The sequence below is a fragment of the Micromonospora sp. NPDC049282 genome, from assembly GCF_043197045.1.
Taxonomy (GTDB): Bacteria; Actinomycetota; Actinomycetes; order Mycobacteriales; family Micromonosporaceae; genus Micromonospora.
Genome location: NZ_JBICSL010000009.1, coordinates 87,826 through 113,578, shown reverse-complemented (window position 1 = coordinate 113,578; position 25,753 = coordinate 87,826). Strand labels below are relative to the sequence as shown.

At 73.7% G+C, this 25,753-nt stretch carries 20 protein-coding genes; 18 read left to right on the top strand and 2 right to left on the bottom strand.

Annotated features, from left to right (window positions below):
* From secF to ACGFI2_RS16640, 3 genes are all read left to right on the top strand, one after another.
* On the top strand, window positions 1-1,194 hold the full coding sequence (gene secF, locus ACGFI2_RS16650; RefSeq protein WP_393517227.1) for a protein translocase subunit SecF: 1,194 nt from the start codon (window positions 1-3) through the stop codon (window positions 1,192-1,194).
* 98 nt (window positions 1,195-1,292) lie between these two features.
* Window positions 1,293-1,859 carry an adenine phosphoribosyltransferase gene (locus ACGFI2_RS16645; protein WP_393517224.1) on the top strand — a complete coding sequence of 189 codons (567 nt, stop codon included), beginning with the start codon at window positions 1,293-1,295 and terminating at the stop codon, window positions 1,857-1,859.
* 230 nt (window positions 1,860-2,089) lie between these two features.
* Window positions 2,090-4,555, top strand: a complete 2,466-nt coding sequence (locus ACGFI2_RS16640) for a RelA/SpoT family protein (protein WP_393517221.1) — start codon at window positions 2,090-2,092, stop codon at window positions 4,553-4,555.
* 61 nt (window positions 4,556-4,616) lie between these two features.
* Here the strand turns inward: ACGFI2_RS16640 and ACGFI2_RS16635 are convergent, their stop codons facing one another.
* Both ACGFI2_RS16635 and ACGFI2_RS16630 read right to left on the bottom strand, forming a co-directional pair.
* Complete coding sequence (locus ACGFI2_RS16635; protein ID WP_393517218.1) at window positions 4,617-5,453, bottom strand: peptidylprolyl isomerase; 837 nt, start codon at window positions 5,451-5,453, stop codon at window positions 4,617-4,619.
* A gap of 62 nt (window positions 5,454-5,515) precedes the next feature.
* Window positions 5,516-6,385 carry a peptidylprolyl isomerase gene (locus ACGFI2_RS16630; protein WP_393517215.1) on the bottom strand — a complete coding sequence of 290 codons (870 nt, stop codon included), beginning with the start codon at window positions 6,383-6,385 and terminating at the stop codon, window positions 5,516-5,518.
* 257 nt (window positions 6,386-6,642) lie between these two features.
* Between ACGFI2_RS16630 and ACGFI2_RS16625 the strand changes: the two genes are divergently transcribed.
* From ACGFI2_RS16625 to alaS, 15 genes are all read left to right on the top strand, one after another.
* Window positions 6,643-7,362 carry an MBL fold metallo-hydrolase gene (locus ACGFI2_RS16625; protein WP_393517212.1) on the top strand — a complete coding sequence of 240 codons (720 nt, stop codon included), beginning with the start codon at window positions 6,643-6,645 and terminating at the stop codon, window positions 7,360-7,362.
* 39 nt (window positions 7,363-7,401) lie between these two features.
* A complete protein-coding gene (hisS, locus tag ACGFI2_RS16620) occupies window positions 7,402-8,736 on the top strand; it encodes a histidine--tRNA ligase (protein ID WP_393517209.1) in 1,335 nt (444 codons plus the stop codon).
* A 51-nt stretch (window positions 8,737-8,787) separates the two neighbouring features.
* Complete coding sequence (locus tag ACGFI2_RS16615) at window positions 8,788-9,723, top strand: acyl-ACP desaturase (protein ID WP_393517207.1); 936 nt, start codon at window positions 8,788-8,790, stop codon at window positions 9,721-9,723.
* A gap of 450 nt (window positions 9,724-10,173) precedes the next feature.
* Entirely contained in the window at window positions 10,174-11,223 is a 1,050-nt protein-coding gene (locus tag ACGFI2_RS16610; protein WP_393517205.1) for a S1 family peptidase, read from the top strand.
* A gap of 165 nt (window positions 11,224-11,388) precedes the next feature.
* A complete protein-coding gene (aspS, locus tag ACGFI2_RS16605) occupies window positions 11,389-13,194 on the top strand; it encodes an aspartate--tRNA ligase (protein WP_393517202.1) in 1,806 nt (601 codons plus the stop codon).
* Window positions 13,195-13,258: 64 nt separating this feature from the next.
* A complete protein-coding gene (locus ACGFI2_RS16600; protein WP_393517199.1) occupies window positions 13,259-14,068 on the top strand; it encodes an SDR family oxidoreductase in 810 nt (269 codons plus the stop codon).
* A 70-nt stretch (window positions 14,069-14,138) separates the two neighbouring features.
* Window positions 14,139-14,750, top strand: coding sequence for a helix-turn-helix domain-containing protein (locus ACGFI2_RS16595; RefSeq protein ID WP_393517196.1), 612 nt, complete (start codon window positions 14,139-14,141; stop codon window positions 14,748-14,750).
* Window positions 14,747-16,219, top strand: coding sequence for an MFS transporter (locus tag ACGFI2_RS16590; protein ID WP_393517193.1), 1,473 nt, complete (start codon window positions 14,747-14,749; stop codon window positions 16,217-16,219). The genes ACGFI2_RS16595 and ACGFI2_RS16590 overlap by 4 nt, the downstream gene beginning before the upstream one ends.
* Window positions 16,220-16,428: 209 nt before the next feature.
* Window positions 16,429-16,998, top strand: a complete 570-nt coding sequence (locus ACGFI2_RS16585; RefSeq protein ID WP_393517190.1) for a GNAT family N-acetyltransferase — start codon at window positions 16,429-16,431, stop codon at window positions 16,996-16,998.
* 62 nt (window positions 16,999-17,060) lie between these two features.
* A complete protein-coding gene (locus tag ACGFI2_RS16580; protein ID WP_018785054.1) occupies window positions 17,061-17,273 on the top strand; it encodes a hypothetical protein in 213 nt (70 codons plus the stop codon).
* A gap of 74 nt (window positions 17,274-17,347) precedes the next feature.
* Complete coding sequence (locus tag ACGFI2_RS16575) at window positions 17,348-18,847, top strand: replication-associated recombination protein A (protein WP_393517188.1); 1,500 nt, start codon at window positions 17,348-17,350, stop codon at window positions 18,845-18,847.
* Window positions 18,848-21,102: 2,255 nt separating this feature from the next.
* Window positions 21,103-21,987, top strand: a complete 885-nt coding sequence (locus tag ACGFI2_RS16570; RefSeq protein WP_393517617.1) for a hypothetical protein — start codon at window positions 21,103-21,105, stop codon at window positions 21,985-21,987.
* Window positions 21,988-22,130: 143 nt separating this feature from the next.
* The gene (locus tag ACGFI2_RS16565; protein WP_393517185.1) at window positions 22,131-22,592 is read left to right on the top strand and encodes a DUF948 domain-containing protein; all 462 of its coding nucleotides are present in this window, start codon (window positions 22,131-22,133) and stop codon (window positions 22,590-22,592) included.
* A gap of 31 nt (window positions 22,593-22,623) precedes the next feature.
* The gene (locus tag ACGFI2_RS16560; protein WP_091578080.1) at window positions 22,624-22,929 is read left to right on the top strand and encodes a DUF6167 family protein; all 306 of its coding nucleotides are present in this window, start codon (window positions 22,624-22,626) and stop codon (window positions 22,927-22,929) included.
* The gene (alaS, locus tag ACGFI2_RS16555) at window positions 22,926-25,607 is read left to right on the top strand and encodes an alanine--tRNA ligase (protein ID WP_393517182.1); all 2,682 of its coding nucleotides are present in this window, start codon (window positions 22,926-22,928) and stop codon (window positions 25,605-25,607) included. Before ACGFI2_RS16560 ends, alaS begins: the two co-directional genes overlap by 4 nt.
* Window positions 25,608-25,753 lie beyond the last annotated feature (146 nt).

The window sequence follows — 25,753 nt, the reverse complement described above, 5'->3', positions numbered from 1 at the left end:
ATGGCTAAGAGTGGTCTGGCCGCCCGGCTCTACCGTGGCGAGGCCGATCTCAACATCGTCGGCAAGCGCAAGCTGTGGTTCGGCGTGGCCGGCGCGCTGGTGTTGATCGCGGTGCTGAGCTTCGCGCTCAACGGCTTCAAGCTCGGCATCGAGTTCGCCGGTGGCAACTCGTTCCAGGTGCCGGCCAGCGTCGGCACCCTGGACCGGGCCGAGACGGTCGTCGACGAGGCGCTCGCCGCCGAGGCCCCCGGCGTCGAGGTGGTCAGCGCGCAGAAGGTCGGCGGCACCAGCGGCGAGTACTACGAGATGCGTACCGGGCAGCTCACCGCCGAGCAGGCCAACGCGGCCAAGACCGCGATGGCGGAGGACTTCGGCATCCAGGCCGACCAGATCAGCGGCAGCCAGGTCTCCGAGGCGTGGGGCAGCCAGGTCACCTCCCGGGCGTTCCTCGGCCTGCTGATCTTCCTCGCGGTGGTGTCGGTCTACCTGGTGCTGCGCTTCGAGTGGCGGATGGCGGTCGCCGCGATCATCTCGCTGCTCACCAACCTGATCCTCACCTCCGGCATCTACTCACTGGTCGGCTTCGAGGTCACCCCGTCGACGATCATCGGCTTCCTCACCATCCTGGGCTTCGCGCTCTACGACGTGGTGGTGGTCTTCGACAAGGTGCAGGAGAACACGCGCGGCATCACCGCGAACAACAACGTCACCTACGGCGAGGCGTCCAACCTGGCGCTCAACCAGAGCCTCATGCGCTCGCTGAACACCTCCGTGGTGGCGCTGCTCCCGGTCGGCGGTCTGCTCTTCATCGGCGCCGGTCTGCTCGGCGCGGGCACCCTGAAGGACCTCGGCCTGGTGCTCTTCGTCGGCATGGCGGTGGCGTTCCTGACCTCGATCCTGCTGGCCACCCCGCTGCTGGTGCTGCTGAAGAACCAGGACCCGCGGATCAGCGCGCACAACAAGCGGGTGCACTCCCGCCGGGCGGCCATCGCCCGGGGCGAGGTCACCCCGAAGGGCGCCCCGCGTCCCGCACCGACCGGTGACCAGCCGGTCGAGGCGGACGCGGACCCGGCCCTGGCCGGCGCCGCCCCGAAGGTCGGCGCCCGGCCGGCCGGCAAGCGTCCCAGCGGCGCCCGGGGCGGTCGCCCCGGCGGCGGCGGGGGCAACCGGCCGGGCGGCGCGAAGCGCCGCTGACCGCAGGGCCCGGACGAAATCGACCGGACGGCGTCCGCCATGCTGTTGCCACGGCATGACGGACGCCGTCGTCGTTTCGAGAGGACATGGGACGCACCGTGACGGAGACCCACACCATCGGCGTACGGGGCGACAGCGGCCCGGAGGTTGCCCAACTGGTCGCCAGCCGGCTGCTGGACGTGCCGAACTTCCCCAAGCCGGGAGTCATGTTCAAGGACCTGATGCCGCTCTTCGCCGACGGTGTCGCGTTCCGCGAGGTGATCGACGGGATCATCGCCTACCACGGGCCGGATTCCTTCGACGTGGTCGCCGGCATCGAGGCGCGCGGCTTCGTGCTGGCGGCGGCGGTGGCCTACGCCACCGGCGTCGGCGTGGTGCCGGTGCGCAAGGCCGGCAAGCTGCCCCGCGCGACCCACTCGGCGTCCTACGCGCTGGAATACGGCGAGGCGACGCTGGAGGTGCACCAGGACGCGTTCACCGCCGGCCACCGGGTGCTGGTGCTCGACGACGTGCTCGCCACCGGCGGCACCGCCGAGGCCACGCTCGACCTGGTGGAGCGGGCCGGCGGCACGGTCTCCGGGTTCACCGTCCTGCTGGAGCTGGGCTTCCTCAAGGGACGGGAGCGCCTCGCGCCGCGCCCGGTCCATGCCCTGTTGACCGTTTGACCCCGGCCGCCGGTCCGGTCCGTCGGCACGGACCGTCCGGCGGAGCGGTGGCGTACCCTGCGTACGGGTAGCATTGCCCTTTGCCTGACCCGGCGGGCGACCGCCCGCCGGCGGCGGAGCCGCCGGGGCGCAGCCCCGGTGACCGGCGCGGAACAACACCGGCCCCCGGGTCGGTTGGACCAGACGTCGGCCGGACGGCCGGCGCATCCCGGCGAACGGTGAGGAGGCCGGTGTCCCACGATGTCGTCCCTCCGGTGGAGGGCACGGTGCACCCGACAGGCGACGCGGACGGCTCGGTGACCGAGCGCAGCGGCAACCCGCAGGCCCGGGCGACCGGCGCCACCGACGGCACGCCGGACGCGACGGGCGACGGCGGGGCGGTCGTGGTGCCGTTCCCGACCGACGGCGATCCCACGTCCAGCGGCGGCTTCGCCCTCTCCAACGCGCCCACCGGCCGGCGGGTCCGCGCCCGGCTGGCCCGGTTCAACGCTCCCTGGCAGACCTCGCAGGTCAGCGAGGTGCTGGAGCCGCTGATCGCCTCCCATCGGGACGCCCATCCCAAGGCCGACGCCCGACTGTTGCAGCGCGCCTTCGACACCGCCGCGCGCTGGCACTCGGGGCAGTACCGCAAGTCCGGCGACCCCTACATCACCCACCCGCTGGCGGTGGCGACCATCCTGGGCAACCTGGGCATGGACACCACCACGCTGGTGGCGGCGCTGCTGCACGACACGATCGAGGACACCGAATACACCCTCGACGCGATGCGCGCCGACTTCGGCGGTGAGGTCGCGCTGCTGGTCGACGGCGTGACCAAGCTCGACAAGGTGAAGCTGGGCGACGCGGCCAAGGCGGAGACCATCCGCAAGATGGTCGTGGCGATGGCCAAGGATCCCCGGGTCCTGGTGATCAAGCTGGCCGACCGGCTGCACAACATGCGGACACTGACCTTCCTGCCCCGCCCGAAGCAGGAGCAGAAGGCCAAGGAGACGCTGGAGATCCTCGCCCCGCTGGCGCACCGCCTCGGTATGAACACGATCAAGTGGGAGCTGGAGGACCTGGCCTTCGGCACGCTGTTCCCGAAGCGGTTCGAGGAGATCAACCGGCTGATCGGGGAGCACCAGCCGCAGCGCGAGGCGCTGCTGCGCCAGGTGACGCAGAAGGTGTCGACCGACCTGAAGGCCGCCAAGATCAAGGCGGAGACGACCGGGCGGCCGAAGCACCTCTACTCGATCTACCAGAAGATGATCGTGCGGGGTCGCGAGTTCAACGACATCTACGATCTGGTCGGGGTGCGGATCCTGGTCGACACGGTGCGCGACTGCTACGCGGCGTTGGGCGTGATCCACGCCAACTGGCAGCCGGTGCCGGGCCGGTTCAAGGACTACATCGCCATGCCCAAGTTCAACATGTACCAGTCGTTGCACACGACGGTCATCGGGCCCACCGGCAAGCCGGTGGAGATGCAGATCCGCACCTACGCGATGCACCGCACCGCCGAGTTCGGCATCGCCGCGCACTGGAAGTACAAGGAGCACAAGGGCACCCAGGTGGTGGGCCCGCCGGCGCACATCGACGAGATGACCTGGCTGCGGCAGCTGCTGGACTGGCAACGCGAGGCGGCCGACCCGAGCGAGTTCCTGGACGCGCTGCGCTTCGACCTGTCCAGCCAGGAGGTGTACGTCTTCACCCCCAAGGGGGACGTCATCCCGCTGCCGACCGGGTCGACGCCTGTGGACTTCGCGTACGCGGTGCACACCGAGGTCGGGCACAAGTGCATCGGGGCGCGGGTCAACGGCAAGCTGGTGCCGCTGGAGTCGACGCTGTCCAACGGCGACGTGATCGAGATCTTCACGTCGAAGTCCGACACGGCCGGCCCGACGCAGGACTGGCTGGGCTTCGTCAAGAGCCCGCGCGCCCGGACGAAGATCCGGCAGTACTTCAACAAGGAACGGCGCGAGGAGGCGATCGAGGCCGGCAAGGACGCGATCGTCAAGGCGATGCGCAAGCAGGGCATGCCGTTGCAGCGGATGCTCACCTCCGACAACCTGATGGCGATCGCCCGGGACCTGCACCTCGCGGACGTGGCCTCGCTCTACGCGGCGGTCGGCGACAGTCAGGTCTCCGCGCAGTCGGTGGTGCAGAAGCTGATGGCCTCCTACGGCGGTGAGGAGGGCGCGGCGGAGGACATCGCCGAGACCGCCGTAGCCACCCGGCCGCCGCGCAGCCGGCAGAGCAGCGCCGACCCGGGTGTGGTGGTCCGTGGCGTCAGCGACGTCTGGATCAAGCTGGCCCGCTGCTGCACGCCGGTGCCGCCGGACTCGGTGTTCGGCTTCGTCACCCGCTCCGGCGGGGTCAGCGTGCACCGCGACGACTGCGCCAACGCCGAGGACCTGCGGGCGCAGCCCGAGCGGGTGGTCGAGGTGAGCTGGAAGCTGACGTCGGCCTCCACGTTCCTGGTCGCCATCCAGGTGGAGGCGCTCGACCGGCACAAGCTGCTCGCCGACGTCACCCGGATGCTCTCCGAGGAGCGGGTGAACATCCTCTCCGCGACCGTGACCACCACCCGGGACCGGGTGGCGGTCAGCCGGTTCAGCTTCGAGATGGCCGACCCGAAGCACCTCGGGCACCTGCTGGCCGCGGTGCGCAAGGTCGACGGGGTCTTCGACGCGTACCGGGTCACGTCCGGGGCCTGAAACACCGACGCACGAGAAACGCCCGCCGGCTCGACCGGCGGGCGTTTCTTCGTGACGCGGGTCAGCCCTGGATGTCGCTCATGCTCACCTTGGTCATGACGATCTCCTTCTTCGGGTGACCGCCGCCGGCCTGCTTCGCGAACGCGCCGTCGTCACCGGCCGCGGCGACCTGCTTCACCACGTCCATACCGCCGGTGATGGTGCCCAGCACGGTGTAGTTCGGGTCGAGCTGGGAGTCGCCGTACACGATGAAGAACTGGCTGCCGGTGCTGCCGGGCTGGCCGGAGTTGGCCATCGCGATGACGCCCTCCGGGTACGGCGGCCGCTTGTTCGTGGGCAGGTTCTCCTCGGCCAGGTTGTAGCTCGGCCCGCCGGTCCCGTCGGTGTCGCGCCAGCCCTTGCCGGTGGCGCTCGGGTCGCCGCACTGCAAGACCTTGATGCCCTCGGTGACCAGCCGGTGGCACTTGGTGTTGTCGAAGAAGCCCTTGCTGGCCAGGTGGGTGAAGCTGCCGGCGGTGCAGGGCACCGCGGCGCGGTCGAGCTTGGCGGTGATCGGGCCCAGGTTGGTGTCGATCGTCATCGTCTGGCTGCCCTTGTTCGCCTGCTGCGCCGGCGGCAGCCCGACGTCCTTGATCTGCGCCGGGCGGCCCTGCTTGGGCACCTCGGTGTAGGCGCACTGGGCGTTGCCGGCGCCGCCGCCGGCCTGCTTCTCGTCGTCGTCGTCGCCGAGCGACGTGGCGAGCCAGACGGTGCCGGCCACGACGAGCACCAGCACGGCCGCGGCGCCGACGATGGCCTGCGTCTGTCGGCGCTTGCGGGCCTTGCCGGACCGTTCGGCCATCTCCCGCTCGAGCCGGGCCCGCGCCGCCGCCCGCTGGCGGTCTCTCGTGGACGTCACGCTCACTCCTCACCTGCTGTGTATCGGGGGGCGGCGCCGCGCGCCGCCGAGTCAACGGTGGATCAACCGGCGCTGGGGCTGCTCGCCGGTGCGCTCGTCGCGGCCGGAGCGGCCTTCGGCTCGCCGACGGTCAGGCTCTGGATCACCACGTCCGTCTTCGGCTTGACCTTGGCGCTGCCGCCGTTGTCCACGGTCGGCAGGGCGCCGATCTTCTCCACCACGTCCAGCCCACCGGTGACCTTGCCGACGACGCTGTAGGCCGGCTTGGCCGGGTTGAAGTCCTTGAAGAAGATCAGGAACTGGCTGCCGTTGCTGCCGGGCGGATTGCCGATCATGGCGACCGTGCCCTTCGGGTACGCCGGCGGCTGCCCCGGCGCCGGCGAAGCCGACGGGCTCGGCTCGGGCGCGGTGGGGACGTTCTCGCCGTAGAACGAGTAGGTCGGGCCGCCGGTGCCGGTGCCGCTCGGGTCGCCGCAGCGCAGCGCGCCCTCGGTGGTGATCTCGTGGCACTTGGTGTTGTCGTAGAACGACCTGCTCGCCAGGTGGGCGAGGCTCGCGCTGCCGCACGGGGCGGCGGCCAGGTCCAGGTCGACGATGATCGGCTGGCCCTGGTTGGTGGTGACCGTCATCGGCCTGGTGCCCGAGGTGGGCAGGTCCTTGGTGGCCGGGGTGCCGACGTCCTTGAGGTTGGTGTTCCCGGCGCCGTCCTGCGGGGTCCAGAGGCAGGTGTCCTCGGCGGCCTGCTTCTTCGGCTCCGAGTCGAACGCGCCGAGCGCCCAGGCCGAACCGGCCACGATCAGCGCGAGCACCACCGCGGCGCCCACACCGGCCTGGATCTGCCGGCGACGCTTCGTGGCCGCGGCCCGCCGGGCGAGTTGCCGGTCGAGCTTGGCCCGCGCCAGTTTGCGCTGCCGGTCCCTGCTGGAAGCCACAGGTGCTCCCCTTCCTCTGCCTGATCGTCGCCGGCGTCCCGGCGCTGCCCGCCGTCGAAGTCGGGGTGCGCCACGCCACACGCCCGCCAGAGTGTACGGGTACGGACTGTGAATGTGGTGTACGAGGTCCCGCCTGCGTTTATCGGATGTTGTCGCTGGGCTGGCTGGGGCGGGTGGGGTCGGTGCGGCCGAAACCCCCTCGCCGGTACGACTAGGCTGCTGGGCGAGGACGACGACCGGACGGAGAGGGGACGGACGTGCTCGTGGCCGGCTTTCCCGCGGACGCCTTCGGCACCAACTGCTACGTGGTGGCGACCGGGCCGGGGGAGCAGTGCGTGGTGGTCGATCCCGGCATCGGGGTGCTCGACCGGCTCGACGCCGTGCTCGCCGAGCACCGCCTGCACCCGGCCGCCGTGCTGCTCACCCACGGCCACCTCGACCACACCTTCTCGGTCGCGCCGGTCTGCGGCGCGCGGGGCATCGCGGCCTACGTCCACCCGGAGGACCGGGAACTGCTGGCCGACCCGGGCAAGGCGCTCTCCATGGACCTCACCGCGCTCTTCGGCGGGCGGCTGCCCTACGCCGAGCCGGACGACGTGGCCGAGCTGACCGACGGCGCGACGCTGTCGCTGGCCGGGTTGGAGATCACCGTCGACCACGCCCCGGGCCATACCGGCGGGTCGGTGCTGTTCCGGATGCCCGGCGCCGGCTCGCCCTGGGAGGCCGACGAGATCTGCCTCTCCGGTGACGTGCTGTTCGCCGGCTCGATCGGCCGCACCGACCTGCCGGGCGGCAGCATGCCCCGCATGCTGGCCAGCCTCCGGGAGAAGGTCCTCCCGCTGGCCGACGACACCGTCGTCCTGCCCGGCCACGGCCCCGCGACCACCATCGGCCGCGAGCGCGCCGGCAACCCGTACCTCGTCGAGGTGGCGGGCACCGGCGGAGCGCGCCCGGCCGCGCCCACCCGAGGCCTCTAGAACCGGCCCGCGCCCCGCGCGGGTTTCAAGGAGTACGCCATGAGCAAGCCCACGCCCATTTCCGGCTTCCCCGAGTGGACGCCGGCGCAGCGGATGATCGAGCAGTTCGTGCTGGACCGGATCCGCGCCACGTTCGAGCTGTACGGCTTCGCGCCGCTGGAGACCCGCTCGGTCGAGCCGCTGGACCAGTTGCTGCGCAAGGGGGAGACCTCGAAGGAGGTCTACCTGCTGCGCCGGTTGCAGGCCGACGCGGACGGGCCGGCCGGCGACGACGCGCTCGGGTTGCACTTCGATCTGACCGTGCCGTTCGCCCGCTACGTGCTGGAGAACGCCGGCAAGCTGCAGTTCCCCTTCCGCCGTTACCAGATCCAGAAGGTCTGGCGGGGGGAGCGCCCGCAGGAGGGTCGCTACCGGGAGTTCCTCCAGGCCGACATCGACATCGTCGACCGGGACACGCTGCCGGCGCACTACGAAGCCGAGATGCCACTGGTGATCGGCGACGCGCTGCGCGCGCTGCCCATCCCGCCGGTGCGCATCCAGGTGAACAACCGCAAGATCTGTGAGGGCTTCTACCGGGGCATCGGGCTGACCGACCCGGAGGCGGCGCTGCGGGCGGTGGACAAGCTCGACAAGATCGGGCCGGCGAAGGTGGCCGAGCTGCTGGCCGAGACCGCCGGGGCGAGCGAGGCGCAGGCCAAGGCGTGCCTGGCGCTGGCCGAGATCTCGGCGCCGGACGCGTCCTTCGCCGACGCGGTGCGGGCCCTCGGGGTGACTGACCCGCTGCTCGACGAGGGCATCGCGGAGCTGACCGCCGTGGTGGAGACCGCCGCCGCGCACGCGCCCGGTCTCTGCGTCGCCGACCTGCGCATCGCCCGGGGTCTGGACTACTACACCGGCACCGTCTACGAGACGCAGATGGTCGGCTTCGAGCGGTTCGGCTCGATCTGCTCCGGCGGCCGCTACGACAACCTGGCCGGCTCCGGCGCCGTACGGTTCCCCGGGGTGGGCATCTCGATCGGCGTGACCCGGCTGCTCGGCCTGCTCTTCGGCGCCGAGGCGCTGTCGGTGTCCCGGTCGGTGCCGACCTGCGTGCTGGTCGCGGTCACCGCCGAGGAGGACCGCGCGGCCAGCGACGCGGTCGCGGCGGCGCTGCGTTCGCGGGGCGTTCCCACCGAGGTGTCGCCGTCCGCGGCCAAGTTCGGCAAGCAGATCCGGTACGCCGAGCGGCGCGGCATCCCGTACGTCTGGTTCCCCGGCGCGGACGGTGACGAGGTGAAGGACATCCGCTCGGGGGAGCAGGTCGCCGCGGCGGCGGGCGAGTGGACGCCGCCCCGGGCGGACCTGGAGCCGCTGGTGGCCGGCACTGGCGTCTGACGACGATTCGACCTACGGTGGCGTAAGTTACGCCACCGTAGGGAGAACGTCGTGACCGTGCTCAGCCAGACCGCTCTGCTCACCGAACTCGAACCGGTCGTGGAGAAGAACCTCGACCGGCACCTGTCGCTGGCGAAGGAGTGGTTCCCGCACGAGTACGTGCCGTGGAGCGACGGCCGCACCTTCGACGGCCCGCTCGGTGGCGAGGCCTGGTCTCCGGCCGACTCGACGCTGCCCGAGGTGGCCCGCACGGCGCTGATCGTCAACCTGCTCACCGAGGACAACCTGCCCTCCTACCACCACGAGATCGCCACGCTGTTCGGACGCGACGGCGCGTGGGGCACCTGGGTGCACCGGTGGACCGCCGAGGAGGGCCGGCACGGCACCGCGATCCGGGACTACCTCACGGTGAGCCGCGCGGTCGACCCGGTGGCGTTGGAGCGGGCCCGGATGGTGCACATGTCCGCCGGCTATCACAACGTGCACGGCGACGAGGTGCTGCACTCGCTGGCGTACGTGTCGTTCCAGGAACTGGCCACCCGCATCTCGCACCGCAACACCGGCCGGGCCACCGGCGACCCGGTCTGCGAGGCGTTGCTGGCCCGGGTGGCGGCGGACGAGAACCTGCACATGGTCTTCTACCGCAACCTGCTGGCCGCGGCGTTCGAGCTGGCGCCGAGCCAGGCCATGCGGGCGGTCGCCGACGTGCTCGCCGACTTCCAGATGCCCGGGGTGGGCATCGACGGTTTCGCCCGCAAGTCGGTGGCGATCGCCCTGGCCGGCATCTACGACCTGCGCCAGCACCGCGACGAGGTGGTGCTGCCGGTGCTGCGCCAGTGGAACCTGTTCGAGGTGACCGGCCTGAACGGTGACGGCGAAACCGCCCGTGACCAGATCGCCGCCCACCTGGACACCCTGGACACCCAGGCGTCCCGCTTCGAGGAGCGCCGCGCCGCCCGAGCCGCCCGCCAAACCACCCCCCGCTGACCCGCCCCGCCCGCCCGCCCCCACCCCCGCGATCTTGCAGTTGCTGCCCCGGCAGAAGACGTGATCCGGACGTCCTGCGGGCCGAAAGTGCAAGATCGCGGGGGTGGGGCGGGGTGGGGGGTCAGGGGGTGTCGAGGGGGAAGCGGAGGCACGTGGAGGTGGCGTGGGCGACCAGGCGGTTGGGAGCCGCGCGACGTGCTGCCGCGCCCCGGTCCGGGGGCCCGCCTCCGCGCCTGAGCGGGCTCGCGACGACTCTGACACCTGGTGACGATGTTGTTGCCCAGGCGTTACATCCGGTGGCGGTGCGAATCCGGGCAAACGCATGTCTTGCTTAGGATCTTAAATATGTGAATACTTTGGTCAGCCCGGACGGTTTCCCCAGGTCGTCCGGGTTGCCCTCGGGCGTTTTCCCATCACAGCGCCCGTTCACCCCCGTTCGGAGGTTGTTACATGCGACCCACGAGGTCCACGCTCCGTCGCGCCGCCGCCGTCGCCGTGGCCGGTACCCTGGTCACCGGTTCCCTGCTCGGCGCACCCGCCCAGGCCGCCCCCGCGTCGCCCGCCTCACCCGACGCCGCCGCCGGCCTCGTCGCCACGCTCGGCGACCGCGCGGCCGGCACGTACGCCGACGCCAGCGGCAAGATGGTCGTCACGGTGACCGACACCGCGGCCGCCCGCCAGGTGCACGCCGCCGGCGCCATCCCGAAGCTCGTCACCCGCGGCGCCAACCAGCTCAGGGCCGCCACCAGCGAGCTGGAGCGCTCCGCCAAGATCCCGGGCACCGCCTGGTGGACCGACGCGGCGACCAACCAGGTCGTCGTCTCCGTCGACAGCACCGTCACCGGCGCCAAGCTGGAGCGGGTCAAGGCCGCCGCCGCCCGTACCGGTGGCGCGGTCCGCATCGAGGCCGAGGCCGGCACGCTCACCACCCGAATCTCCGGCGGCCAGGCCATCTACACCGGCGGCTACCGCTGCTCGCTCGGCTTCAACGTGCGCAGCGGCTCGACCTACTACTTCCTCACCGCCGGGCACTGCACCAACCTCGGCTCGACCTGGTACTCGAACTCCGGCCAGACGTCCGTGCTGGGCACCCGGGCCGGCACCAGCTTCCCGGGCAACGACTACGGCATCGTCCGGCACAGCAACTCGGCCAACGCGGCCGGCAACGTCTACCTGTACAACGGCAGCTACCAGGACATCACCTCGGCCGGCAACGCCTACGTGGGCCAGTCGGTCCGGCGTTCCGGCAGCACCACCGGCCTGCGCAGCGGCTCCGTCTCGGCCACCAACGCGACGGTCAACTACGCCGAGGGCAGCGTCTCCGGCCTGATCCGCACCAACGTCTGCGCCGAGGGCGGCGACAGCGGCGGCTCGCTGTTCTCCGGCACCACCGCGCTCGGCCTCACCTCCGGCGGCAGCGGCAACTGCTCCTCCGGCGGCACCACCTACTTCCAGCCGGTCACCGAGCCGCTCAGCGTCTACGGCGTGAGCGTCTTCTGATCCGTACCCCACGAACGGGCCGCCGGGCGACCGGCGGCCCGTTCCGCGTGTGCCGGAATCGTTCGTCCCGCCGACCGGGCCGCCTCGGCGGGTGCCGGGGAGCCGGCCTTCCCGCCCTGACAGAATGCGGGAAGCAGTCGTGGACCAGATGAGGAGTCGCCAGCCGTGATCCGTACCCACAATGCCGGAAGCCTGCGCGCCACGGACGCCGGCTCGACGGTGACGCTCGCCGGGTGGGTGGCCCGCCGGCGCGACCACGGCGGTGTCATCTTCGTCGACCTGCGCGACGCCTCCGGCGTCGTGCAGGTGGTCTTCCGCGAGGAGGACGCGCACGCGCTGCGCAACGAGTTCTGCGTCAAGGTCACCGGCGAGGTGACCCGCCGCCCCGACGGCAACGAGAACCCCGAGCTGCCGACCGGCGAGGTCGAGGTGACCGCCGCCGCGCTGGAGGTGCTCTCCGAGGCCGCGCCGCTGCCGCTGCCGGTGGACGACCAGATCGAGGCCGGCGACGACATCCGGCTCAGGTACCGCTACCTCGACCTGCGCCGGGGCGGCCCGGCGAAGGCGATGCGGCTGCGCTCCCGGGCCAACCAGCTCGCCCGCACCGTGCTGCACGAGCGGGACTTCCTGGAGATCGAGACGCCGACGCTGACCCGCTCCACCCCGGAGGGCGCCCGCGACTTCCTGGTCCCGGTGCGCCTCCAGCCCGGCAGCTGGTACGCGCTGCCGCAGTCGCCGCAGTTGTTCAAGCAGCTGCTCATGGTCGGCGGCATGGAGCGCTACTACCAGATCGCCCGCTGCTACCGCGACGAGGACTTCCGCGCCGACCGGCAGCCGGAGTTCACCCAGCTCGACATCGAGATGTCGTTCGTCACCGAGGACGACGTGATCGACCTCGGCGAGGCGATCGTCGCGTCGCTCTGGAAGGAGCTGGCCGGGCACGAGATCAGCCGGCCGATCCCGCGGATCACCTGGCACGACGCGATGGCCCGGTACGGCTCGGACAAGCCGGACCTGCGCTACGGCGTCGAACTGACCGAGCTGACCGACTACCTGCGTGGCACCGCGTTCCGGGTGTTCGCCGGCGCGATCGACGCGGGCGGCTACGTCGGCGCGGTGGTCATGCCGGGCGGCGCGAGCCAGACCCGCAAGGAGCTGGACGGCTGGCAGGACTGGGCGAAGGCGCGCGGAGCGCGCGGCCTGGCGTACGTGGTGCTCGACGCGGAGACCGGCGAGGCGCGCGGGCCGGTGGCGAAGAACCTGTCCGAGGAGCACCTGGCCGGGCTGGCCGACGCGGTCGGCGCCAAGCCCGGCGACGCGGTCTTCTTCGCCGCCGGCACGAACACCCGGGAGGCGCAGGAGCTGCTCGGCGCGGCCCGCATCGAGATCGCCAAGCGGGCCGGCCTGGTCGACGAGAGCGCCTGGGCGTTCTGCTGGGTCGTCGACGCGCCGATGTTCGAGCGCACGGACGATGGTGGCTGGACGGCCGTGCACCACCCGTTCACCTCGCCCAACGCCGAGTGGGTGGACCGGTTCGAGGAGGCGCCGGACCGGGCGCTGGCTTATGCCTACGACATCGTCTGCAACGGCAACGAGATCGGCGGCGGTTCGATCCGTATCCACCGGGGCGACGTGCAGCAGCGGGTGTTCGACCTGCTCGGCATCACCCCGGACGAGGCGCAGGACAAGTTCGGCTTCCTGCTGGAGGCGTTCAAGTACGGCGCACCGCCGCACGGCGGCATCGCGTTCGGCTGGGACCGGGTCTGCATGCTGCTGGCCGGCGCGGACTCGATCCGCGAGGTGATCGCGTTCCCGAAGACCCGTGGCGGCTTCGACCCGCTGACCGGCGCGCCGACCCCGATCACCGGGCAGCAGCGCGCCGAGGCCGGCATCGACGCCAAGCCGAAGGCGCCGGCCGCCCCGCACGCCGGCACCGCCGGCCCGGCCGCGCCGGTGGCCGACCCGACCTGATCCTCGCGTCGTCGAAGGGCCCGCGTCATGATGACGCGGGCCCTTTCGATCATCAGGGGGACGGATGAACCTGCTCGTGGTGGGCGCCAGTGGCTTTCTCGGCGCCGAGGTGTGCCGGCAGGCGGTCGCCGCCGGGCACCGGGTGGTCGGCACGTACCACTCGGCCGCCGTCGCGGTGCCGGGCGTCGCGTCGCGCCGCCTCGACGTCACCGACCGCGCCGCGGTGCGCGCGCTGCTGACCGGGGTACGCCCCGACGCCGTGGTCAGCACCCCCTACCGCTTCGACGACTGGGCGGTCACCGCCGACGGGGCGGCCCACGTCGCGTCCGCCGCCGCCGAGGTGGGGGCGCGGCTGGTCCACCTGTCCAGCGACGCGCTGCACGCCGGGCGTGCCGAGCCGTACGCGGACGCGGAGGCGCCCACGCCGGTGTATCCGTACGGGGCGGCGAAGGCGGCGGCCGAGACGGCGGTGCGGGCGGTCGACCCGGGCGCGCTGCTGGTGCGGACGTCGCTGATCCTGGGGGAGGGCAGCAAGCAGATCCAGCGCTGCCGGGACGCGCTCGCCGGCCGGGCCGTCCTGTTCAGCGACGAGATCCGCTGCCCGGTCGACGTCACCGACCTGGCCGCGGCGGTGCTGGAGCTGCTGCCGACCGACCTGGCCGGTCCGCTCAACGTGGCCGGCCCGGACGAGGCCAGCCGCGCCGACCTCGGGCGGCTGCTGGCCCGCCGGCTCGGCGTCGACCCGGCCGGGCTGCGGACCACCACCACGGTCGCCGCCGGTCTGTTCCGCCCGGTCGAGGTACGCCTGGACTCCGCCCGGGCCGCCGGCCTGCTCCGCACCCGCCTGCGCGGCGTCGCCGAACTCTTCTCCTGACCGATCTTTCTTGCACAATCTCTTTGCACGCATCTTGTGCACAGGAAGTGTGCACAGATATTGTGCACGCATGGAGAGTGAACAGACGCGCCCCGAGCCACGGCTCGTCCGCCTCGATCACCAGCAGGTGCGCGTGCTGGCGCACCCGCTGCGGATGCGCCTGGTCGGCGCCCTGCGGGTGAACGGGCCGGCCACCGCCACCCGGCTGGCCGAACTGCTCGGCACCAACACCGGCGCGACCAGCTACCACCTGCGCCAGCTCGCCGAGGTGGGCATGGTGGTCGAGGATCCGGAGCTGGGCACCGGGCGGCAGCGGTTCTGGCGGGCCGCGCACGACGTCACCCAGTGGGAGGTCAGCGACTACGACGACGACCCGGACGCCCGCGCCGCCATCGAGTGGATCGAGGCGGACTACTTCCGTTTCTTCGGCCACCACGCCGAGCGGTGGGCCGCCCAGCGTCACGAGTGGTCACCCGCCTGGCGTGACGCGCTCGGCATGGGCGACTTCTTCATGCGGATCCCGGCCGCCCGCCTGGAAGCGATCAAGGCGGAGGTCTTCGCGGTCTTCGAACGCCACCGGGACGAGACCGACCCCGACGACCCCGACGCCGAGATGGTGCAGCTCTACCTCGCCGCCTTCCCGCTGAGCACCGTCCTGCCACCCGCCGGGGAGAAGCCGTGAGCGCCCTGTCCGTACGCCAGGTCCGGCTCCGCTACCTCACCCTCTACGGCCTGCGCTGGCTGCCCAGCGGCCTGCTGATCCCGGTGATGATCCTGCTGATGCAGGAACGCGGCCTCACGCTGTCGCAGATCGGCCTGGTCGCCACCGCGCAGGGGCTGGTGGTGCTGGCGCTGGAGCTGCCCACCGGTGGGTTCGCCGACGCGCTCGGCCGCAAGCCGGTGCTGCTGGTCGCCTGGGTGGTCGCCCTGGCCTCGCTGGCGCTGATGGCGGTGGCCGACTCGTTCTGGATGTTCTTCCTGGTCTGGGCGTTGCAGGGCATCTACCGGGCGCTCGACAGCGGCCCGCTGGAGTCCTGGTACGTCGACGCCACGCTCGCCGCCGACCCGGACGCCGAGTACGAACGCGGCCTGGGCCATGCCGGCACCGTCATCGGTGTCGCCATCGGCGCCGGCGCGCTGCTCGGCGGCGGCCTGGTCGCGCTCGGCCCGATCGGGCCGATCAGCGCGCTGATCGGCCCGGTCCTGGTCGCCGCCGTGCTCCAGGCGGTCTCCATCGTGGCGCTGCTGGTGCTCATGACCGAGCAGCGACCCGCCTCCGGCGCCGCCGCGCTGCGCGCCTCGGTGACGGAGGCGCCCCGGATGGTCGGCCAGGCCGTCGGCCTGCTGCGCCGCAACCGGGTGCTGCTGGCGCTGGTCTCGGTCGAGCTGTTCTGGGGCTTCGGCATGGTCACCTTCGAGTCGCTGCTGCCGGTGCGGCTGGCCGAGGTGGTCGGTGACGCCGACCGGGCGGCCGCGCTGCTCGGCCCCGCCGGCACCGCGGCCTGGCTGGCCAACGCGGCCGGTGCCGCGCTCACCCCGTTCCTGCTGCGCCGCGTCGGGGCCGCCCCGGCTGCCGCGCTGATGCGCGTGCTCCAGGGCGTCACCGTGGTCGGCATGGGCCTGCTCGCCGGCCCGGTCGGCGTGCTGATCGCCTACCTGGCCTGCTACACCGTGCACGGCGCGTCGAACCCGCTGCACATGGGGCTGCTGCACCGGCAGGTCGACGGGCCGTACCGGACCAGCGTGCTGTCGCTGAACTCGATGATGGGCCAGCCGGCCGGAGCGCTCGGCGCGGTGGTGCTGACCGCGCTGGCGGACGCCACGAGCGTCGGCATCGCCATGCTCGTCGGCGCCGTGATGCTCGCCGTGGCCGCGCCGCTCTACCTGCCGGCCTGGCGCGCCGGCCGGGCCGCCCGGTCCGCTACGGCGGAGTCCGGTCCTGCGCAGTCCGGTCCTGCGCAGTCCGAGGTGGTGCAGTCCGAGGGCGTGGAGTCCGAGGCGGCGCGGGCCGGGGCAGGCCCGGTCCTCGGGACCGGTCCCGACGGGAGTCCCGCCGGCCCCGGTCCGGAGGGCGCTCCGGCCTCGGGACCATCCGCCGGTGCCGGTGCCGGTGCCGGTGCCGGTGCCGGTGCCGTAGGTCGATCCGCCTGACGGATGTCGCCTCGCCCGGTGCCGGGGCGACGAGGTCGCCGGAGGCTACAAACTTGACGGCACGAACGACTCAAGCCGGACACCGGGGGAGCGGGCAGCGCCCGATCCATCCATGCCATCAGGTTTGTAGCCACCCGCACGCCTGCCCGGCGACCTCCGTCGCGCCGCCGTCCCGCCCGCCAGCCAGCCAACCCAGGAGAGGACCAACCATGACCCCCGTCCGCTCCGTCCGGGCGGTCCACCTGCCCGGCCTTCGGTGCGCGCTGCGCGAGTGGACCGACGCCGACGCGCCCGTCCTGCACGCGTTCCTGACCGAGCCCGCCGTGGCCGACGGGCTGCTGGACGACGAGACGCCTACCCCGGAGGCGGTCCGCGCCGCGCTGCCGGCGTGGCGGGAGACGGCCGCCGGCGAGCCGCGCCCGGAGTACCGGTTGGCCGCGGTCGACGGTGACCGGCTGGTCGGCCTCGGCGGGCTGACCGTGACGTCGGTGGAGCACCGGCGCGGTGAGATCGGCTACGCGGTGCGGACCGCGCACGCGGGCGCCGGCCTCGGCACCGAGATCACCCGGCTGCTGCTGGAACTCGCGTTCGAGCGGGTGGGCCTGCACCGGGTGGAGGCGACCACCCATCCCGACAACGTCGGCTCCCGCCGCGTGCTGGAGAAGGCCGGGCTGCGGCCGGAGGGGACGAGCCGCGACCACCTGCTCGTGCGCGGCAGGTGGCGGGACTCGGCCCGGTACGCGATCCTCGCCACCGACCGGTTCCAGGGTGGAGATTGACGAACAGACCGATCGGGTACATCCGTCGCCGACCTACTGGGAACCCCCACCGGAGGAACGACATGCTCGCCATTCTCGCGGCCATCGTGTTCGGCTTCGCGCTGCTGCTCGACTTCATGAACACCGACCTCGGCGCCCCGGATCTGTTCAGCACCTCGACCCTCATGCTGATCGGCTTCCTGCTGCTCTCGCTCTACCTCGCCGGGGTCGGCTCCGGCCCGCGCGGCGGTGGGGGCGGCCGCTGGTACCGCGGTCGCCGTCCGGGCCGCGGCTGACCGGAAACGACCACCCGGGTCGGGTCGGCGGCGCGATTCCGGCGCCGCCGGTCCGGCCCGGTACTGTTCTCGTGATGGAATCCGACGCCCTCTTCACCCTCGGCGAGCCCGCCGGAGCGCCCGGCGCACCCGCGGCCTCCGGCGGTGTCGACGGGTTCACCGCCGCCCGGGCGGATTCGCCACTGCCGGTCCGGATGCGGCCGGCCGGCATCGACGAGCTGGTCGGTCAGGCTCATCTGCTCGCCCCCGGCGCGCCGCTGCGCCAGCTGGTCGAGGGCGCGACGCCGATGTCGGTGATCCTCTGGGGCCCGCCCGGCAGCGGCAAGACCACCATCGCCCACCTGGTGGCCCGCGCCACCGACAGGCGTTTCGTGGCGATGTCCGCGCTGACCGCCGGGGTGAAGGACGTCCGCGCCGTCATCGAGACCGCCCGGCGGCAGCGCCGTTCGGGCGGCCCGCCGACCGTGCTCTTCATCGACGAGGTGCACCGGTTCAGCAAGACCCAGCAGGACTCCCTGCTCGCCGCCGTCGAGGACCGCACGGTGACCCTGCTCGCGGCGACCACGGAGAACCCCTACTTCTCGGTCATCTCGCCGCTGCTGTCCCGGTGCGTGCTGCTCACGCTCCAGGCCCTCGACGACGCCGCCGTACGCGGGCTGCTGCGCCGCGCCGTGGCCGACGAGCGAGGGCTCGGCGGCACACTGGTCCTCGCCGAGGAGGCGGAGGACCATCTGGTCCGGCTCGCCGGCGGCGACGTCCGGAAGGCGCTCACCGCGCTGGAGGCGGCGGCGGCCACCGCGACCGCCACGGGCGCCGAGGTGATCGATCTCGCCGTGGCCGAGCAGGCGGTGGACGTGGCGGCCGTGCGCTACGACCGCGACGGCGACGCGCACTACGACGTGACCAGTGCCTTCATCAAGAGCATGCGCGGTTCGGACGTGGACGCGGCGCTGCACTGGCTGGCCCGGATGCTGGTGGCCGGCGAGGACGCCCGGTTCATCGCCCGCCGGTTGGTGATCTTCGCCAGCGAGGACGTCGGCATGGCCGATCCCACCGCGCTGACCGTGGCCACCGCCGCGGCGCACGCGGTGGAGTACGTGGGCCTGCCCGAGGCGCAGCTCAACCTCGCCCAGGCGGCCATCCATCTCGCCACCGCCCCCAAGTCGAACTCGGCCACCAGCGCCATCGGCGCGGCCGTCGCCGACGTGCGTGCCGGTCGCGGCGGTCCGGTGCCGCGCGGCCTGCGCGACGCCCACTACGCCGGGGCGCGCGGACTCGGGCACGGAGCGGGCTACCGCTACCCGCACGACGACCACCGGGGGGTGGTCACCCAGCAGTACGCTCCGGACGATCTCGTCGGGACGGACTACTACCGGCCCAGCGGGCACGGCGCGGAGCGGGCGGTGGCCACCCGGCTGCCGCTGCTGCGTCGGATCGTGCGTGGGTTGCCGGCACCGGTGACGCGGGGGGAGGCCGGTGCGCCGGCAGCCGCGAACGGGGCCCGGGTGGGCGGCGCCGAGCAGATCGGCGGGGCGAGCGAGGGCGGCGGCGACGCCACCGAGGGGGGTCAGTAGTGATGGCGCGTGGTCCGGAGCGGCCGGCGGACGGCCCCGACGAGCGGCGCGATCCGAAGGCCAAGGGCCGCCGGTGGGGACGCGGCCGGGCCGAGGCCGAGCCGGAGCAGGCTCCGGCCGGCGAGGAGTTCGGCTGGATCGACGACCTGCGCACGGCCAAGAAGCAGCGCGGCGAGCTCGGCCCGGAGGGGCCCGGGCCGGTCGCCGACGCGCCGGGCGGTCCGGCGCCGCGACCAGGGGGCGCGGTCCCGCCCGGCCCGGCCCGGTCCGGCCCCGCTCCGTCGGGGCCCGCCGGCCCCGGCCCGGGTGCGCCACCGCCGGCCGGTGGGCCGACCCCGCCGGATCGGTCCGCTCCACGTCCTCCGGCTCCCGGCCGCACCGCTCCGCCACCGGCTGCCGGCCCGGCCGGTCCCGCGCCGCAGGTTCCGGGCCGACCCCACCCGACGGCCCCCGGAGCCGCCGGCCGCACCGGTGCGCCCATGCCGCCGGTGGCCGGTCGCCCCGGCGCGGCGCCACCCCCGGGGGCCGGGCGTCCGGGTGCCGCGATGCCCCCGGCCCCCGGCCGACCCGGTGCCGCGATGCCCCCGGGCGCCGGTCGTCCCGGCGGAGACCTTCCCCCTGGCGCCGATCGTCCCGGTCCGCAGGCGTCACCCGCTGGTGGCCGGCCCGACCCCCGGGCCCCGGGTGCGCGACGGGGCCCGGACGGGCCCGCGGCGCCGCCCGCCCGCGCGGCCGGTCCCGAGGTGGGCGCCCCCCGTCGTCCCGCGGACGGCCCCTGGCCGGGCATGCCCGAGGCGCCCCGGCCGGGCGGCCTGGCGCCGCGCGGCGGCGCGGACGGTCCGACCGGTCAGCAACCGCCGGTCCCCGGCCGAACGGTCGGCCCGGGCGGCCCCCGGGTCACGGCCCCGGCCGGTCCGGGCTCCGGACGGCCCGTGCCCGACCGTGGACCGGTCGGGCCGGGGCCGGGCCGACCGACGTCCGGGGACGGCGACGGCCCTCGGGTGGTGACGCCACCCACCCCGCGCGGCCGGCACGGCGTGGAAACGCCCGACGTCCCCCCGGTCGGATCCGCTCCCAGGGCTCGGCCCGCCTCCGCCGGGCGCCGCGCGCTGCCCGACGACGACTCCGGTGGCATCCGGCCGGTCTCCGGCGCGGGTCGAAGGGCCCGACCGGACGACGTGCCGGGCGGCAAGCCGCCCGGCGTTGCCGGAGGTCGGCGTGCCCGACCCGACGACGACCCGGCCGGTGTCCGGCCGGTCTCCGCCGGCGGGCGGCGGTCCCGGTCCGCCGACGCGCCGGCGGGCGATGGTCGCCGATCGGCGACCGGTGGGATCGACCCCGCTGCCCGGGCCGTCCCGGGCACCGGCCGGCGCGCCGCCGAGCCGGAGCAGCAGGTGGCCGTGCCGCGCAGCGGAAACGCCCCCGGCCTGCCCGGTGCCACCGCGCCCGTCTCCGGCGGCCCGGTGGAGGCGTCGGGCACGCCCACCTCCCGCCGCGACCCGGGCCGTGGCCACCGGGCCGCGCCCGGCGACGCCGGTTCCGCCACCGACCCGGCCCGGACCCGGCGCCGCGCGGCCGACGAGTCCGGTGAACCACGCCCGCAACGGCCGGAGCGCCCCGCCGACTGGCTGCGGCAGGCCGGTCGTACGCCGCACACCGACCCCGCCATGCCGGCCGCCCGCCGTCCGGCCGGCCCGCCGGTGGACGAGCCGTCCGCCCGCCCCGGCAGCACCGATCGTGGGCCGGGTGGCCGTGCCGGCGCCGCCGTGCCGCCGGTCCGTCCCGACCAGCCCGGCCCGCCCGGGTCGGCGAACCGGGCCGAGCCGCCCGGCCCGGTCGTGCCGCCGGCCCGGGCCGCGCAGTCCGGCCCGGCAAGGGGCGCGGCGCGCCCCGGCGTGCCGCCGGCCGGCGGTGACCGTGTCGGTGGTGGTCCGGGTCGCCCCGGCATGCCGCCGGTGGGGCCGGGTGCGCCCGGCCCGCACGGCGATCCCGAGCGCAGCGGTGGCATGGCGGTCGGCGGCGCCCGCCCCGGAGGGCGTGGCCCGGCCGACGACCCGTCGCGCGCCGGTGGCCGCCCGCCCGGCGGTGGACGCGCCGCTCCCGGCCAGGGGACGGCGGTACGGCCGACCGGTGACGGACGCGGCCCGGCCCGACCCGACGGCGCGGTCCCGTCCGGCGGCGCACCCGGGCCGGCGGCCGCGCCCGGACCGCGTGCGGCCACTGCCGGACCGGTGGTGGCCCGCGCGGCGGCGGGTGTGGCCCGTCCGGCCGCCCCGGACGAGCAGACGAGCGGGCGGGCCGTTCCGCCCAGCCCGGACCCGGTCCGGCCCGCCGGGGCCGGAGCGCCGGGCACGCCGGCGGTGGCGCGGGCGGCTGCGGTCGTACCGCCGCCGGGGGAGCCCGCGGGGGCGCGGCCCGGTGCGGGCGACGGCCCGGCGCCGCGACCGGCCGGCCCCGGCCCGGCCGAGGACGGATCGGAGTCCGGCGGCCCGCGCGGCGCCCGCTCCGACCTGCGGCGGCAGCTGCGCGAGCGGCGCCGGCTGCGGATGGCCGTCCTCGCCCTGGTCAGCCTCGTGCTGCTGGGGGCGGTGCCGCTCTACTTCGGGATGCGGACGCTCAGCCACGACCCGGTCTTCGACACGCTCGACGCGCTCGACGTGCCAGCCTGGGCGGCGACCAAGACGGTCGACAACGTCAGCGGCAGCCGGTGGTGCCTGCAGGACTGCCGGCTGCGGGAACGCGCGGTCGAGTCCGAGCAGGGCTGGAAGCAGACCGTCGCGGTCTATGAGCGGGCGCTGGCCAAGGACGGTTGGCGCCGCTGGAAGGTCGACCGCTGCCCGGAGGAGAAGATCGAGGGCAGCTACACCTGCTGGCGTCGGGACGAGCTCACGCTCGACCTCTGGGTGCGTGACCCCACCTGCACGCCGCCACCGGTGGACGGGGAGCCGGCGCCGTCGGCGCCGCCCGCGAAGGCAGCGGCGACGTGCACCGGCTCGTTGGTGTCGGTGAAGGTGCGCAACGCGATCGACGACGAGCGGACCGGTCCCACGCCGACAACCGATCCGTCACTCACCGGTGAGGATCCGTATCCGACCCTGACCGACGACCCGCTCGGTGAGCCGACCCCCTCACCGTCCTGAGCCGACTTCCATCACGGACGGTAGGGTCTGGGGCTGGCGCGTCCGCCCGCGCCCGGTGACCGGGTCGGCGTGGGGCGCGGTGGGTAGGTACGGTCGCGCGTCCCGGAGCGTTGGTTCCGGAACCCTGGTTGAGGAGGATATGCGTGAGTTTTGGAGAGGTCGCGGCGCTCGTCGCGGCGATCGCGTTCGCGATGCTCGTGTTGATCCTGACGCTGCCGATCCTGCGGCTCCGGCACACCGTCGACGCCGCAACCCGCATGATCAACGACCTCAACGACCGCACCGGGCCGCTGCTCGGTGACGTGAACACCACGGTGAAGAACGTCAACACCGCGCTGGAGCAGGTGCAGACCTCGCTGGACGGGGTGAACCTCCAGCTCGCCAAGGTGGACACCATGACCAGCCACGCGCAGAACGTCACCGCGAACGTGGCGAACCTGGCCACCGTGGTCTCCGCCGCCGCCGCGAACCCGCTGGTGAAGGTGGCCGCGTTCGGCTACGGCGTGCGCAGGGCCGCCTCCGCCCGCCGGCACGCCGAGACCGAGCGCGAGGTGCGCGACACCATCAAGCAGCAGCGTCGGGCCGCCAAGCGCGGCAACCGCTGACCCGACCGGCGTACGCGGGAAGGATGAGAGCATGAGGCGGTTGTTCTGGCTGGGCATCGGCCTGGCCGTGGGCGTCCTGGTGGTGCGCAAGGCCACCCGGACCGCGCAGGCGTACACCCCGGCGGGCATCGCCAGCGGGCTGTCCGAGTCCGCCGGTGGTCTGGTCGAGTCGGTGCGTGCCTTCGTGGACGACGTCCGGGTCGGGATGGCCGAGCGCGAGCAGGAGATCCACGAGGCCTTCGCCCGTGGCGAGGCGTACGACGACGAGTTCGCCGAGCTGCGGGAGGACCCGCGGATCGGCGATCGAGAGATTTTCCCGGAGGAACACCAGCGATGAAGACGGCGGAGATCAAGCGGCGGTTCCTCGCCCACTTCGAGGCGAACGGCCACACCGTGGTGCCGTCCGCTCCGCTGCCCGCCATCAGCGACCCGAACCTGCTGTTCATCAACGCGGGCATGGTGCAGTTCGTGCCCTACTTCCTGGGCCAGCAGACCCCGCCGTACGCGCGGGCGACGAGCGTGCAGAAGTGCATCCGGACGCCGGACATCGACGAGGTCGGCAAGACCAGCCGGCACGGCACGTTCTTCCAGATGAACGGCAACTTCTCCTTCGGTGACTACTTCAAGTCCGGGGCGATCCCGCTGGCCTGGGACCTGGCCACGAAGTCGGTGGACGCGGGTGGCTTCGGGCTGGACCCGGAGCGGATCTGGGCGACGGTCTACCTCGACGACGACGAGGCGTACGACATCTGGCGGGCCACCGGCGTGCCCACCGAGCGCATCGTGCGCCGGGGCAAGGCCGACAACTTCTGGTCGATGGGCATCCCCGGTCCGTGCGGCCCGTGTTCGGAGCTCTACTACGACCGCGGCCCGGAGTACGGTCGCGAGGGCGGTCCGGAGGTCGACGAGGACCGCTACCTGGAGTTCTGGAACCTCGTCTTCATGCAGTTCGAGCGCGGCCCGGGCGCCGGCAAGGAAGACTTCCCGATTCTCGGCGACCTGCCGGCGAAGAACATCGACACCGGCATGGGCCTGGAGCGGATGGCCTCGCTGCTGCAGGGCGTGGACAACCTCTACGAGATCGACGAGGTCAAGCCGATCCTGGACCGGGCGGCCGAGCTGACCGGGAAGCGCTACGGCGCGCACTCGGGGCACGCGGCCAACCAGTCGCACCCCGACGACGTGCGGCTGCGCGTGGTCGCCGACCACGTGCGCACCGCGCTGATGCTGATCGGCGACGGGGTGACCCCGTCGAACGAGGGGCGCGGCTACGTGCTGCGTCGGATCATGCGCCGGGCGATCCGGGCGGTGCGCCTGCTGGGCTACCAGGACCGGGCGCTGCCGGAGTTACTGCCGGTGGCGCGGGACTGCATGGCGCCGTCGTACCCGGAGGTGGCCGAGGAGTTCGGCCGGATCTCCCAGTACGCGTACGCCGAGGAGGACGCGTTCCTGGCCACGCTGCGCGCCGGCACCACGATCCTGGACACCGCGATCGCCGAGACGAAGTCGGCCGGGAAGCCGGCGCTCTCCGGTGACAAGGCGTTCCAGCTGCACGACACGTACGGCTTCCCGATCGACCTGACCCTGGAGATCGCGGCCGAGCAGGGCCTGCAGGTCGACGCGGACGGCTTCCGCCGGCTGATGGCCGACCAGCGCAGCCGGGCCAAGGCCGACGCGCAGGCCCGCAAGACCGGGCACACCGACGTGTCGGCGTACCGGTCGGTGCTCGACGGCGGCGGTCCGGTGGAGTTCACCGGTTACACCGAGCTGACCCGGGAGTCCCGGGTGCGCGCGCTGCTGGCCGGCGGCGCGGCGATCGGCGCGGCGGTCGAGGGTGACACCGTCGAGCTGGTGCTGGACACCACCCCGTTCTACGCCGAGGGCGGCGGGCAGCAGCCCGACCAGGGGCTCATCACGGTCGGTGGCGGTCAGGTCGAGGTGTTCGACGTGCAGCAGCCGGTGCCCGGCCTGATCGTGCACCGGGCCCGGGTGGTGCGCGGCGAGGTGCGGACCGGGGAGACCGGGTACGCGGAGATCGACGTGTCCCGCCGGCGGGCCATCTCGCGCTCGCACACCGCGACGCACCTGGTGCACCAGACGATGCGCAACTTCCTCGGCGAGTCGGCGACCCAGGCGGGTTCGCTGAACGCGCCGGGCCGGTTGCGGTTCGACTTCAACACCCCGACCGGGGTGGCGCCGAGCGTGCTGCACGACGTGGAGCAGCAGGTCAACGAGGTGCTCCTGGCCGACCTGGAGGTGCACGCGTTCGTCACCAGCCAGGAGGAGGCCCGCCGGATCGGCGCGATGGCGCTGTTCGGCGAGAAGTACGGCGAGCGGGTGCGGGTGGTCGAGGTCGGCGACTACGCCCGGGAGCTGTGCGGCGGCACCCACGTGGCCCGCTCGGCCCAGCTCGGGCTGGTCAAGATCCTCTCCGAGGCGTCGGTCGGTTCCGGGGTCCGCCGGATCGAGGCGCTGGTCGGCATGGACGCGTTCGGTTTCCTGGCCCGCGAGCACCTGCTGGTGTCCCGGTTGGCCGAGATGTTCCGGGTGCCGGGCGAGCAGGTGGCCGACCGGGTGGAGCAGACCGTCACCCAGTTGCGTGACGCGGAGAAGGAGCTGGAGAAGCTCCGGGCCCAGCTCGTGCTCGGCGGGGCGGGGGCCCTGGCCGCGCAGGCGAAGGACGTGCGTGGGGTCGCGTACGTGGGCACCGAGGCGCCCGAGGGCGCGGCGGCCAACGACGTGCGGACCCTCGCCCAGGAGATCCGGGGCCGGATCGACCCGGCCCGCCCGGCGGTGGTCGCGGTGGCCGCCCGGGCCAACGGCAAGGCCTCCCTGGTGGTGGCGGTCAACCAGGCCGCCCGGGGGCGGAGCCTGAGCGCCAAGGACCTGGTGAAGGCGGCGTTCTCCGGCCGGGGCGGCGGCAGCGACGACCTGGCCCAGGGTGGCGGCCTGCCCGCCGCGGAGGCGTCGAGCCTGCTGGTCACCGTGGAGAAGGCGGTCGCGGACGCGGCATGAGCGAATGCACCGAGCGGAGCGAGGGCCGTGAGGGCATGCCCGGTCGGCACGGCATGAGCGAATGCACCGAGCGGAGCGAGGGCCGTGAGGGCATGCCCGGTCGGCACGGCATGAGCGAATGCACCGAGCGGAGCGAGGGCCGTGAG